Here is a 12,760-nt window from a genome sequence, read left to right as displayed (position 1 = left end):
GCCCTCGTGACCCAGAACACGATCCCACCCCGGTCCCGCGTCTCCACCCGTGTCGCCGCCATCGCCGAGTCCGCGACGCTCGCCGTCGACGCGAAGGCGAAGGCACTGAAGGCGGCGGGGCGCCCGGTGATCGGGTTCGGGGCCGGCGAGCCCGACTTCCCGCCGCCCGACTACATCGTCGAGGCAGCAGTCGCCGCCGCCCGCGAGCCCGCCTCACACCGCTACTCCCCCACCGCCGGGCTGCCGGCGCTGCGCGAGGGCATCGCGGCGAAGACGCTGCGCGACTCGGGCTACGAGGTCTCGCCCGGCAGCGTGCTGGTCACCAACGGCGGCAAGCAGGCCGTCTACCAGGCGTTCGCCTCGATCGTCGACCCCGGCGACGAGGTGCTCCTGCCGGCCCCCTACTGGACCACCTACCCCGAGGCCATCCGGCTCGCAGGCGGCGTGCCCGTCGAGGTCGTCGCAGGCGTCGACCAGGGCTACCTGGTGACGGTGGAGCAGCTCGAGGCGGCGCGCACCGAGCGCACCAAGGTGCTGCTGTTCTGCTCGCCCTCGAACCCCACGGGCGCCGTGTACTCCCCCGAGCAGACCGCCGAGATCGGCCGCTGGGCGCTGGAGCACGGGATCTGGGTCATCACCGACGAGATCTACGAGCACCTGACCTACGACGACGCGGTGTTCACGCCCATCGTCCGCGCCGTGCCCGAGCTCGCCGACACCACGATCGTGCTCAACGGCGTGGCGAAGACCTACGCGATGACCGGTTGGCGCGTGGGCTGGATGATCGCGCCCACGGACGTCATCAAGGCAGCGACGAACCTCCAGTCGCACCTGTCCTCCAACGTCGCGAACGTGTCCCAGCGGGCCGCGCTCGCCGCGGTCACCGGCGACCTGTCCGCCGTCGAGCAGATGCGCGCCGCCTTCGACCGTCGCCGCCGCACGATGGTGGAGATGCTGACCGCCATCGACGGCGTGGTGCTGCCTGCCCCGCAGGGCGCCTTCTACGCCTACCCGTCGGTGGAGGGTGTGCTCGGCCGCACGATCCGCGGCGTCACCCCGACGAACTCGGTGGAGCTGGCGGCGCTCATCCTCGAGCAGGCGGAGGTGGCGGTGGTCCCCGGCGAGGCGTTCGGGCCCAGCGGCTACCTGCGCCTGTCCTACGCGCTGGGCGACGAGGACCTCGTCGAGGGCGTCACGCGCATCCAGCGACTGCTCGCCGAGGGCGTCTAGGCGCCACGCACGACCTCAGGAGGGGCCAGCCGGCATCCGGCTGGCCCCTCCTCGCGTGTCAGGCCTATTGCGAGGGCCGACGGCACGCCAGGCTGTGCGCATGACCCTCACCGACGTCGCCGTCGACGTTCGCGGCCTGCGCAAGCGCTACGGCGACAAGCACGCCGTCAACGGCCTCGACCTCGAGGTGGGGCGCGGCGAGATCTTCGCGATCCTCGGGCCCAACGGCGCCGGGAAGACCACCACCGTCGAGATCCTCGAGGGATTCCGGGACCGCGATGCCGGGCAGGTGAGCGTGCTCGGCGAGGACCCGGCCACGGCAGGCCGCGCATGGCGCTCCCGGATCGGCGTCGTCATGCAGGACGCCCGCGACCTCTCCGAGGCCACCGTCGAGGAGCTGGTGCGGCACTTCGCCGGCTACTACCCCGCGCCGCGGGACCCCGACGAGGCGATCGACGCCGTGGGCCTGCGGGACAAGGCCCGGACCCGCTGCCGGCGGCTCTCCGGCGGCCAACGCCGCAGGGTCGACGTCGCGCTGGGCATCGTCGGCGACCCGGAGCTGCTGTTCCTCGACGAGCCGACCACGGGGTTCGACCCGCAGGCGCGGCGCGCGTTCTGGGAGCTCGTCACCGGCCTGCGGCATGGCGGCACGACGGTGCTGCTCACCACGCATTACCTCGACGAGGCCGAACAGCTCGCGGACCGTGTGGCGGTGGTGCGCGACGGCCAGGTGGTGGCGCTCGGGGCTCCCGCCGACCTGGGCGGACGCGCCGCACGGCAGGCCGTCGTGCGGTGGACGGAGGACGGCTCGACGCGCGAGGTCCGCACCGACCACCCCACACGGACCGTCGCCGAGCTCGCCCTGCGGGCCCCCGGCGCCGAGATCCCCGGCCTGCAGGTGCTGCGGCCGAGCCTCGAGGACGTCTACCTGAGCCTGATCGGGGCGGACGGCACCGGCGGCGCAGACGGCTCGGACGGCTCGGGTGGCGCCGCGGTGGCTGAGGAGCCGGTCCGATGACCGCTGCCGCGCAGCGAACAGCGCCGCCCGGCGGCTCCCGGCGGCTCCCGGGAGTGCTGCGCCTGGGCGCCGCGCGCGCCGCGTTCGAGGTGCGCCTGTTCTTCCGGGAGCGGGACGCGATCGTGTTCATCTTCGCGTACCCGGTGATCATGCTGGCGATCTTCTCGACGGTCTTCGGGCAGGACGGCGGCCGGGTGGGGCCGTCGCCCGGCATCCCGTACGCGCAGTACTTCCTGCCGGGGATGGTGGCGACGGGGGTGATGCTCTCGAGCTTCCAGTCGGTGGCGCTGATGATCGCCGCGGAGCGGGACGAGGGCGCCCTCAAGCGGCTCCGCGGCACGCCGCTGCCCGCGAGCGCGTACTTCCTCGGCAAAGTCGGCCAGGTGCTCGCGGTCTCGATCGTGCAGACGGCGCTGCTGCTCGCGCTGGCGGCGACGGCGTTCGACGTCCCGATGCCCCGCAGCGCGTCCTCGTGGGCCGTGTTCGCCTGGGTGTTCGTGCTCGGCACCGCCACGGGCACCGTATGCGGGGTCGCGTTTTCCTCCGTGCCCCGCTCGGGGCGGAGCGCGAGCGCGGTGGTCACCCCGATCGTGCTGGTGCTGCAGTTCATCTCGGGGGTGTTCTTCGTCTTCAACGACCTGCCGACATGGATGCAGCAGGTCGCGTCGGTGTTCCCGCTCAAGTGGATGGCGCAGGGGATGCGCTCGGTGTTCCTGCCCGCGGGCGCGCAGTCCTTCGAGGTCTCAGGCTCGTGGCAGCACGGGGCCACGGCGGCGGTGCTGGGCGCGTGGCTGGTGCTGGGCCTGGTGGTGGGGGTGCGGACGTTCCGCTGGCGGCGCCGCGACGACGGCTGACACGTCTGACCTGCGATCTCATGGGACTCTCACGTAAAACCCCGATACTGTGAGGTATGCCCCGAAACGCCAGCGTGGTCGCGAGCGGCTCGGCCGCGGTGCTGCTGCTCGGCATCGTGACTGCTGTCGCGTTCTCGGACACGGCCCCGGGGCCGGGGCCGATCGGGGCGCCTCTGGTCATCTCCCACACGCAGGACGACGCGTACGCCCTCGGCATCGGCGGCCCTGCTCCTGGCGGCGCCGCATCCGGCGCCGCGGAGGACAGTGCTGACCCGGCCGGCGCCGACGAGCTGGGCGACGCGTCAGACGACGGCATGGAGGCGCCCTCCGGCCCGGGACGGGCCGCCACGGCACCGGGCGCCGCGCTCTCGACGTCCACGCCAGCCGGCTCGACCACCAGCCTGAGCTCGCAGGAGCCATCCCCGGACAACGCGCGATGGACGTGGACGAGCCAGGACCGGAACCTGTGGGCGTCGGGGACGGCCACCGAGTGGAGGCGCCCGAGCCCGGCCCGCACGCTCGCCGCCCCGAGCCCGACTCCCGGCGACCCGCTGCCCGCGCCCCACAAAGCACCGCAAACACGAGCGCGTTGTTCGGCAGCGTCAAATGTGTGTAAGGGCCAGGGCACACGACGACGCCCGTGACGGTGACCTCGGAAGACGCCACCGGCAAGGCAGCGGGCCTGGTATGAGGGCCACGCACGCACGTCAGGCACGCGCGAGCTGGAATCCCGCACGACGCGCCGCCCACGTCACCGTGCGGACGCGGCTGCTCGGCGCCGTCGTCGGCCTCGCGGGGCTCACCGTGCTCATCGCCGGCGCCGCCGCGTACGCCCTGCAGACTCAGAGCACCGACGCGCGGATCGACAACTCGCTGAGCCGCGCCGTCGAGGTGCTGCACATCACCGCGAGCGAGGGCCCGAACCCCGACCAGGGGTCCAAGGCGCGGTTCACCTCGGTCGCCGATGTGCTCGAGAAGGCCGTCCAGATGCGCGGCCTCACCGAGAACGAGGGCGTGATCGCCCTGATCGACGGCGAGCCGCGCTGGATCGCCTCCCGTCCCGTGGTGCTGCGCCTCGAGGACGACCTCGAGCTGCTCGACCAACTGCGGAGGCTGCCAACCGACCAGCCGGTCGAGCTGCGGACCGTGCGGACCGCGATGACGGAGTACCGGATGGTCGCGGTGCCCGTCAAAGTCGGCGGGGACCCGTCCACCGGCCTGTTCGTCGTGGCGGTCGACCGCGGCGCCGAGGTGGCCAGTCTCGGCTCGACCTACTTCACGTACGCGACGATCGCCCTCGGCTCGCTCGCGGTGATCGCCGCCGTGGCGTGGTTCGTGGTCGGGCGGCTGCTGAGCCCGGTCCGGCTGCTGCGGGACGCGGCGCGCAGGATCACCGAGTCCGACCTCTCCGAGCGCATCCCCGTCTCGGGGTCCGACGACCTGTCCGACCTGGCGGTCACCGTGAACGCGATGCTCGACCGGCTCGAGAACGCGTTCGGCTCCCAGCGCGAGCTGCTCGACGACGTGGGCCATGAGCTGCGCACCCCGCTGACGATCGTGCGGGGGCACCTCGAGCTCATCAACGCGCGCGACCCCGAGGATGTGCGGGCCGTGCAGTCGCTCGCGCTGGACGAGCTGGACCGCATGCACCGGCTCGTCGACGACCTGATGACGCTGGCCACCGCCGACCGGCCCGACTTCGTGCGCCCGGCGCCCACGGACATCGGGCGGCTCACGGACGACGTGCTGGACAAGGCGCGCAGCCTGGGCGACCGCCAGTGGCAGGTCACCGCACGCGCCGACGTGATGCTCATGGTGGACTCGCAGCGCATCACGCAGGCGTGGCTGCAGCTCATCGCCAACGCCGTCTCCGTGTCCGCCCCCGGCACCCGCATCCGGATCGGCAGCGAGCTGCACGCCGGCCGGGTGCGGCTGTGGGTGCACGACCAGGGCCCGGGGGTGGCGCCGGAGGAGGAGCAGCGGATCTTCGAGCGGTTCCACCGCGGCCGCGCCGACCGCACTGGGCGCCGATCCGAGGGCGCCGGGCTGGGGCTGCCGATCGTGGCCGCGATCGCCGCGGCGCACCGGGGCCGTGTCCGCCTCGAGAGGTGGCCCGCGCACGCCGGGCCCGGCTCGGTGTTCCTGCTCGACCTGCCCGCCATCCCCTATGTCGACGCGAAGCGCCTGGAGCGCCCCGAGCTCGTGGAGCACAGATGACGCAGATCCTCATCGCCGAGGACGAGGAGCGGATCGCCGCGTTCCTCGCCAAAGGACTGCACGCCGAGGGGTTCGTGACGAGCACCGTCGCCACCGGCCGAGAGGCGCTCGCGCTCGCCCGCACCGGCGAGTACGCACTCCTCGTGCTCGACCTGGGCCTGGCCGACATGGACGGCCTGGACGTGCTGCAGGAGCTGCGGGCGAGCGGCGAGACGGTGCCGGTGATCATCCTCACCGCCCGCAGCTCCGTCACCGACACGGTCACGGGCCTGGAGTCCGGCGCCGACGACTACATGGCGAAGCCGTTCCGCTTCGAGGAGCTCCTGGCACGGGTGCGCCTGCGACTGCGGGCGCCGCAGCCGGCCGGCGAGGCCACCACGCTGACGCACGGCCCGCTGCAGCTCGACCTGCGGACCCGGCGGATGAAGGTGGCCGGCCACGAGATCGACCTGTCGGCCCGCGAGTTCGCCCTCGCGGAGACATTCCTGCGCCACCCCGGGCATGTCCTCAGCCGCGAGCAGCTCCTCTCGCAGGTGTGGGGCTACGACTTCGACCCGGGCTCGAACGTCGTCGACGTGTACGTGCGGTACCTGCGCAAGAAGCTCGGGGCCGCGCACTTCGACACCGTGCGCGGTGTCGGCTACCGGCTGGTCGACGCGACGGCGACACGTCCGACATCGCAGGGGCGCCACGTCGCCCCGCAGCAGCCCTCGCAGGGGCGGTGATGGCCGCTCCATGCGCCGCGAGTCAGTTCGCCGCGAACCACGTCCGCGAGCGCTGGGCGTGCGACTGGTCGGCGGACCGCGGTGGCGCCAGCTCGACCATCCGGCCGGGCGCGGAGGGCCGGGGGCTGGCGCCGACCACATGCGTGCCGATCCCGCCCCCCGTGGGGGGGCTCGACGTGCGATCCGGCGCCGCCGCGTCGCGCTGGGCTGAGCGCGTCTGCTCCGCTGCGGCGATCCCGCCGATCATCCCCAGGGCGAGCGACGCCCCGGCCCCCAGCGCCACCCATCCGTACGATGCTCGATCTGCCCGCGACGCCATGCGACTCCCACTCTCACCGCAGCCCACCCCCGACGCCGGCGACCGGCGCGCAGACGGGCGGACCTGACAACGCCAGGTTGAGGCTTGCCGGGGAGCCTGTCAGGAGAACCACGTGAGAGTGCTCTCACACTCATCTTTGGCACACTGGTCAGGTGCGCGACCTGGACCGGCTCCCCAAGGCCCACCTGCACCTGCACTTCACCGGCTCGATGCGCCTGGAGACGCTGCGGGACCTGGCCGTCGGCTACGGCGTGCGGCTGCCGTCGGCGCTGCTCGACGGCGACCCGCTGATGGTGCCCGCCAACGAGCGCGGCTGGTTCCGGTTCCAGCGGCTGTACGACGCGGCGCGGGCGTGCGTGCGCGGCGAGGCCGACATGCGGCGCATCCTCACCGAGGCGGTCGCCGACGACGCGGTCGAGGGCTCCCGCCGGCTGGAGATCCAGGTCGACCCGACGTCGTACGCGCCCTTCGTGGGAGGGCTGACCCCCGCCCTGGAGATCGTGCTCGACGCGGCCCGCTCAGCCGGGCACGAGCACGGCGTCGAGGTGGGCGTCGTGGTGGCGGCCTCCCGCATGCGCCACCCCCTGGAGGCGCGCACCCTCGCGCGGCTCGCGGCGCTGCACGCGGGCGACGGGCCCGGCGAGGTGATCGGGTTCGGCCTGAGCAACGACGAGCGCCGCGGGGACACCTCCGAGTTCGCGCCCGCCTTCGAGATCGCCCGCCGGGCTGGCCTCGCCCTCGTCCCGCACGGCGGCGAACTGCTCGGCCCGGCCCACGTGGACGCGGTCCTGGACCATCTGGCGCCCGACCGGCTGGGCCATGGCGTCCGCTCGGCCGAGGACCCCGCTGTGCTCGACCGGGTGGTGGGCAGCGGGGTGGCGCTCGAGGTGTGTCCGACGTCCAACGTGTCCCTCGGGGTCTACCCCGACCAGGCCCAGGTGCCGTTGCGCGCGCTGGTGGACGCCGGGGCGACCGTCGCCCTGGGCGCCGACGACCCGCTGCTCTTCGGCGCGCGGCTGACCGCGCAGTACGAGGCCGCGCGCACCGTGCACGGCTTCACCGACGCGGAGCTGGCCGATCTGGCGAAGTCATCGATCCGGGCGAGCCGCACGTCAGAGCAGACCCGGGCGCGCCTGCTCGGCGAGGTGGACGCCTGGCTGTCCGAGCCCGCCGACCTGGCCGCCGACTGACGCGACGCCGCCGCCCGGGCCGCTCACGGGGGCGTCAGAGCGCGACGCCCACCAGCACGGGCTCCGGCTCGAGGGTCACGCCGAACCGCTCGCGCACCCCGTCACGCACCTCGCGGGCCAGCGCCACCAGGTCGGCGGCGGTCGCGCCGCCGCGGTTGGTCAGCGCGAGGGTGTGCTTCGTGGACAACGCGGCCGGCCCGGGCAGGCCGTACCCGCGCCGGAAGCCCGCCCTCTCGATGAGCCACGCCGCGCTCACCTTCACGTCGTCGCCGCCGGCGGGATAGCGCGGGGCGTCCTCGGGCAGCAGGAGCGCGTCGGCGCCGCTCATCACCGGGTTGGTGAAGAACGAGCCGGCACTGCTCGTGTCCGGGTCTGTGGGGTCGAGGACCATGCCCTTGCGGGAGCGCAGCCCGAGCACCGCGGCGCGGGCGTCCGCCAGGGGGACCCGCTCCCCGACGGCCACGTCGAGGGCCGCGGCGAGCTCCCCGTAGGCGATCGGGGCGGAGAGGTCGCCGGGCTTGAGCTGGAACGTCACGTCGAGGACGACGTAGCGGGGCGTCGGGTACCACGGCGAGCGGTCGTCGCCCGGGTCGACGCGCATCGACCGCTTGAGCACCGAGGTGCGGTAGCCGAAGCCCAGGTCGGCGAGGGGGAAGGTCCGCACGCGGGCGCGCTCCCGGTCGAAGGCCCGCACCAGCGCGATCGTCTGGGCGACCTCCTGGCCGTAGGCCCCGACGTTCTGCACGGGCGTCGCGCCGGTTGAGCCGGGGATGCCCGAGAGCGCCTCGAGCCCCACCAGTCGCCGTGCGACGGCGTGCGCGACCACGTCGTCCCAGGGGGCGCCCGCAGGCGCCGTCAGGGTGGTCCCCGCGCACGCGGACTCGTCGGGCGTGGTGACGCCGGTCCGCGCGTCGCGCACGACGACGCCGTCGAACCCCTCGTCCGAGACCAGCAAGTTCGACCCGCCGCCCAGCAGCAGCACCGGCTCGCCAGCGGCGTCGGCCTCCCGCACCGCCGCGATGAGCTCGGCCTCGTCGGAGGCCTCGACATACCGGCCCACCGGTCCACCGACCCGCATGGTGGTGAGCTGGGCGAGGGTCGGGGTCTGGGTCGAGGTCGTCACGTCACCAGGCTAGTTCCCCGATGCTGGGCGGTCGCTCCCGAGGCCGGGCGACGAGCCTGCGGCGTCATCCGGCGCGGGCGGGCGCACGGCGTGCAGCACGAACAGCCCCCCCAGCCCCGGGACGGCGATCGCGAGCAGCGCATGCCGATACCCGACGGCGCCGGCGAGCAGGCCGAGCAGCGGCGGGCCCGCGAGGAAGGCCGAGTAGCCGATGGTGGCGACGACGCTGACGCGGCCCGCCGCATGGGCCGGGTCGTCGCTCGCGGCGCTCATCCCGACCGGGAAGCCGAGCGCGGCGCCCATCCCCCACAGCACGATGCCCACCAGCGCGAGCCACAGCATGCCCTCCGGGGCCAGGGTGAAGATCCCGAGGCCGATGAGGGACAGCAGCGCACAGAACTGCAGCGTGGCGACGCGGCCGAACCTGTCGAGCAGGGTGGTGCCGAAGAACCGCATGGCCGTCATGGCCGTCACGAAGATCCCGAAGGCCAGCGCCCCGATGGCGTCCGTCGTGCCGAAGCCGTCGACGACGGCCAGCGCGACCCAGTCGTTCGCGGAGCCCTCCGTGAGCGCTGCCGCGAGCACCACGAGGCCGATCAGCAGGGTGCGCGGCTCGAGCCAGCTCCCGAAGGCCCGCCGGGCGCGGCTCGGCGCCTCGACGGCGGTCGCGGGATCGGCGCCCGTGGTCTCGCCGTGCCGCGCCGGATCCACCGCGCCGACCTCGCGCTCGGGCAGGAACCGGCGCACGGCGAGCGCCACGCCGATGCTCGACGCGAGGACGGCGACGGGGATGTGCACGCCCACCGGCACGCCCAGCCCGGCGGCCACGGCCGCGACGGCGGCGCCCACGGCCGTCCCGATCGAGAAGCCCGCGTGGTAGCGGGGCATCACCGTGTGTCCGAGCTTCTGCTCGACTGCCGCGCCTTCCAGGTTCATCGACGCGTCCCACGTTCCCGTGCCCACGCCGAAGACCACGGCGCCGGACGCCACCACGAGCACCACGCCGCCGGCGACCCCCACTGCGGCGAGGGCCAGGCCGACGGCGTTGACCAGCGCGAACGTCAGCACTGTGCGCCGGGCGCCGAGCCGTGTCACGACCATCCCCGATAGCGGCAGCGCGATGAGCGAGCCGATGGCCCCGACGAGCAGCAAGGCGCCCATCTGCTCGGGGCTCAGGCCCAGCGCGTCACGGACGGCCGGCAGGCGCGACGCCCAGCTCGAGAAGTTGAACCCGTTCAGCGCGAAGACCACGAACACCGCGGCGGAGGCTGCGCGCAGCCGAGGGTCGTCCATCCGCCTGGCGGTCATGTGTGCGACTCCTTCGTCGTCGTGCGGGATGGGCGTGCGGCTGCGGGGCCGACGCGGTCAGGAGTGCTCGAGGCAGCCCACGCCGGCGGGCTCACGGGGCGCCGGGCTGGCCGGCCTCGTGATGGGCGTCCTGTCGTCGGCGTCCCCCATCATCGGGGCGGCGGGGTTCGGCGCTGAGCCTCCGGCGCCCACCTGCAGGCTAGCGGGAGCCGCGTCGTGCCCGATGGCGGGCTCGAGCGGCGCCACGCGGCGGGAGAGCGCGATGCTCACCACCATCGCGACGGCGATCAGGGTCAGCGCGCGGCGGGCGCCCATGGAGTCGGCGGCGAGGCCGAGCAGGGGCGGCGCCGCGATCGACGCCACCGAGGAGAAGGCCGAGACGACGGCGACCCGCCCGGCGGCCAGCATCGGGTCGTCTGACGCCGCGGCGATGCCCAGGGGCACGGCCAGCGCCGCGCCGAAGCCCCAGGCGGCCACGCCGATCACTGCGGTCTCGAAGGTGGGCGCGAAGCCGAACACCAGCAGCCCCGCGAGCGACACACAGCCAGAGACGCGCAGCACCGGCACGCGCCCGACCCTGTCGATGAGGCGGGTGCCGAGCAGCCGCACGGCAGTCATCGCGCCGACGAACAGCCCGAAGACGACGGCGCCGACGGCCTCGGTCTGGTCGAACCCGTCCACCACGGCGAGGGCGAGCCAATCGTTGGCCGACCCCTCGGACAGCGCGGCGGCCATGATGACGACGCCGATGAGCAGCGTGCGGGGCTCGCGCCACGCGTCGAGCGCCGAGCCGATGGCGCGCCGACGCGCCGGGGCCGGGTGGGCGGCGACGTCGGGCAGCACGTCCTGGGCCACGACGCGCCCGGGCGACGGCTCCAGCACCGCATGGGGCAGCGCGGCGAGCCGCCACGCGGTGCCGATCGCGGCAGTGACGACGAACTGCCCGAGCAGCGGGACGGCCAGGCTCGAGGCGAGCGCGCCGATGAGCGAGCCCAGCACCGCGCCGACGGAGAACGCCGCGTGGAATTGCGGCAGCACCGTGCGGCCCATGCGCCGCTCGACAGCGGCGGTCTCCACGTTGAGGGGGACGTTGCCGATCGCGAAGGCGACGCCGTTGAGGAAGATTCCCGCGGCCAGCAGCGGCACCGACCCGACGGTGGGGCCCACGCCGATGAGCACATAGGCCGCGGCGAACCCGATGGTCGAGAGCAGCAGCGAGAAGCGGCCGCCGAACCGTGTGACGACGATGCCGGAGACCGTGGCGGTCGCCAGCGCCCCGACCGACCCGGCGAGCAGCACGATGCCGAGCTGCCCGGCGGTGAGGTCGAGCGCGTCGCGCACGGCGGGGATGCGGGCGAGCCAGCTCGAGAACATCAGCCCGTTGAGGGTGAACAGCCCGAGCAGCGTCAGGCGGGTGCGCGCGAGCGCCTGGTCGCTGCTGGCAGCGCCGCCGCCGGCAGGGGACGCGCCGATCGCGTCTCGGACTCGCGGGTTGCGCACAGCTCTCTCCAGGTCGATGGCGCGGATGGTGACGAATCGATTCGACCACACGTCGGAACGCCATGTCGAATCGATTTGATCGCTGCTTTGGCGCGACCGGTACGCTGACTGTCCGAGACCTCCCACGCAGCGCCTGCCCGGGCCTGCCGCATGCCACCACCGAAGGGCGGTGAACTCCCCTGTCGAGCGATCGCCCGACCCTTGCCGACGTCGCCGCGGCAGCCGGAGTGTCAGTGTCGACAGCGTCGCTCGCGTTCTCCGGAGCCGGGCCGATCGCCGCCGCCACCCGCGAACGCGTCATCCGCGCCGCCGAGGAGCTCGACTACGCGGGGCCGAACCCGCTCGGGCGCCAGCTGCGCAGCGGCAAGTCCGGCATCGTCGGCGTCGTGGTCGGGGACGCGCTCCGGCGCTCATTCCGCGACCCGGTCTCCGTGCAGATGCTCGACGGACTCGTGCGCACCCTCGAGCCGCTGGGCCTCGGCGTGCTGCTGATCCCCGACTCGGGCGGCGCCGAGCAGCGCGGCGTCGACCCGCTGGTGGAGACCGCCGCCATGGACGTCGCCGCGATCATCTGGGGCGGCACCGTGGAGAACCCCAACCTCATGGCCCTGCGCCGCCGCGGCATCCCCACCGTCGTGGTCGAGGGGCAGGCCGTCGACGACGTGGCGGCAATCGGCATCGACGACCAGGCCGGCACCGCCGAGCTCGGACGGCACCTGCTCGAGCTCGGCCACGAGCGCATCGCCACCGTCACGCTCCCCTTCAACGAGTTCGGCCGCGCCGGGCTCGTCGACGAGCGGCGCGCCGCCGAGCTCTCCTGGGAGATCACCCGGCGCCGCATCGAGGGCGTCCGCGACGCCGGCATCGTGCCCGTCGCCACCTGGGAGGCGCCTGCCTCGCTCGTCGAGCATGGGACCGACGCCGGGCGGGCGCTGCTCAGCGGGCCCGATCGGCCGACGGCGATCCTCGCCCAATCCGACCTGCTCGCCTCCGGCGTGGTGCTCGCCGCGCGCGAGCTCGGGCTGCGGGTGCCCGAGGATGTCTCCGTCGCCGGCTTCGACGGGCTCGACCTGCCCTGGCTCGCCCCCGACCTCCTCACCAGCGTGGTCCAGCCGCTCGCCGAGAAGGGCGCGGCTGTGGGCCACGCCATCGAGGCGCTGCTCGAGGGCCGGATCCCCGCCCCCGTGATGCTGCCCGTGTCACTGCGCCTCGGCACCACGACGGGCCCCCCACCGGCCTGAGCCACTGCCCGGCCCGCGCAGACCGCTCGCGCTGG

The 12,760-nt window shown here is 74.1% G+C and carries 12 protein-coding genes; 8 read left to right on the top strand and 4 right to left on the bottom strand.

The window, feature by feature from the left end; genetic code table 11:
* Positions 1-6 precede the first annotated feature (6 nt).
* From BN3788_RS02710 to BN3788_RS02685, 6 genes are all read left to right on the top strand, one after another.
* On the top strand, positions 7-1,230 hold the full coding sequence (locus BN3788_RS02710) for a pyridoxal phosphate-dependent aminotransferase (RefSeq protein WP_390619611.1): 1,224 nt from the start codon (positions 7-9) through the stop codon (positions 1,228-1,230).
* Positions 1,231-1,330: 100 nt separating this feature from the next.
* Positions 1,331-2,248: an ABC transporter ATP-binding protein gene (locus tag BN3788_RS02705; RefSeq protein WP_066582321.1), complete on the top strand. Its 918-nt coding sequence runs from the start codon at positions 1,331-1,333 to the stop codon at positions 2,246-2,248.
* On the top strand, positions 2,245-3,102 hold the full coding sequence (locus BN3788_RS02700) for an ABC transporter permease (RefSeq protein WP_066582320.1): 858 nt from the start codon (positions 2,245-2,247) through the stop codon (positions 3,100-3,102). The genes BN3788_RS02705 and BN3788_RS02700 overlap by 4 nt, the downstream gene beginning before the upstream one ends.
* Before the next feature lie 56 nt (positions 3,103-3,158).
* The gene (locus BN3788_RS02695) at positions 3,159-3,746 is read left to right on the top strand and encodes a hypothetical protein (RefSeq protein ID WP_147525035.1); all 588 of its coding nucleotides are present in this window, start codon (positions 3,159-3,161) and stop codon (positions 3,744-3,746) included.
* 43 nt (positions 3,747-3,789) lie between these two features.
* The gene (locus tag BN3788_RS02690; protein ID WP_066582318.1) at positions 3,790-5,319 is read left to right on the top strand and encodes a sensor histidine kinase; all 1,530 of its coding nucleotides are present in this window, start codon (positions 3,790-3,792) and stop codon (positions 5,317-5,319) included.
* Positions 5,316-6,044 carry a response regulator transcription factor gene (locus BN3788_RS02685; RefSeq protein ID WP_066582317.1) on the top strand — a complete coding sequence of 243 codons (729 nt, stop codon included), beginning with the start codon at positions 5,316-5,318 and terminating at the stop codon, positions 6,042-6,044. Before BN3788_RS02690 ends, BN3788_RS02685 begins: the two co-directional genes overlap by 4 nt.
* Before the next feature lie 22 nt (positions 6,045-6,066).
* Here BN3788_RS02685 and BN3788_RS02680 read toward each other — a convergent pair whose 3' ends face one another.
* Positions 6,067-6,327 carry a hypothetical protein gene (locus tag BN3788_RS02680; protein ID WP_066582316.1) on the bottom strand — a complete coding sequence of 87 codons (261 nt, stop codon included), beginning with the start codon at positions 6,325-6,327 and terminating at the stop codon, positions 6,067-6,069.
* A gap of 188 nt (positions 6,328-6,515) precedes the next feature.
* Here BN3788_RS02680 and BN3788_RS02675 point away from each other — a divergent pair, with 188 nt between their 5' ends.
* Positions 6,516-7,553, top strand: a complete 1,038-nt coding sequence (locus tag BN3788_RS02675) for an adenosine deaminase (RefSeq protein ID WP_066582315.1) — start codon at positions 6,516-6,518, stop codon at positions 7,551-7,553.
* 34 nt (positions 7,554-7,587) lie between these two features.
* Here BN3788_RS02675 and BN3788_RS02670 read toward each other — a convergent pair whose 3' ends face one another.
* The 3 genes from BN3788_RS02670 to BN3788_RS02660 are packed head-to-tail and all read right to left on the bottom strand — an operon-like array spanning position 7,588 to position 11,484.
* A complete protein-coding gene (locus BN3788_RS02670; protein WP_082812520.1) occupies positions 7,588-8,676 on the bottom strand; it encodes a UDP-N-acetylmuramate dehydrogenase in 1,089 nt (362 codons plus the stop codon).
* A gap of 9 nt (positions 8,677-8,685) precedes the next feature.
* Entirely contained in the window at positions 8,686-9,984 is a 1,299-nt protein-coding gene (locus BN3788_RS02665) for an MFS transporter (protein ID WP_066582314.1), read from the bottom strand.
* 57 nt (positions 9,985-10,041) lie between these two features.
* Positions 10,042-11,484 carry an MFS transporter gene (locus tag BN3788_RS02660; RefSeq protein ID WP_234346451.1) on the bottom strand — a complete coding sequence of 481 codons (1,443 nt, stop codon included), beginning with the start codon at positions 11,482-11,484 and terminating at the stop codon, positions 10,042-10,044.
* Positions 11,485-11,663: 179 nt separating this feature from the next.
* On the opposite strand from BN3788_RS02660, the gene BN3788_RS02655 reads away from it, so the two are divergent.
* The gene (locus tag BN3788_RS02655) at positions 11,664-12,725 is read left to right on the top strand and encodes a LacI family DNA-binding transcriptional regulator (RefSeq protein WP_066582313.1); all 1,062 of its coding nucleotides are present in this window, start codon (positions 11,664-11,666) and stop codon (positions 12,723-12,725) included.
* The last annotated feature ends 35 nt before the right edge of the window (positions 12,726-12,760 follow it).

Origin of the sequence: Cellulomonas timonensis (genome assembly GCF_900046455.1) — a bacterium.
GTDB classification, from domain to species: domain Bacteria; phylum Actinomycetota; class Actinomycetes; order Actinomycetales; family Cellulomonadaceae; genus Cellulomonas_A; species Cellulomonas_A timonensis.
The sequence above is the reverse complement of the archived record's forward strand: the minus strand, read 5'-3'. Positions and strand labels throughout refer to the sequence as shown.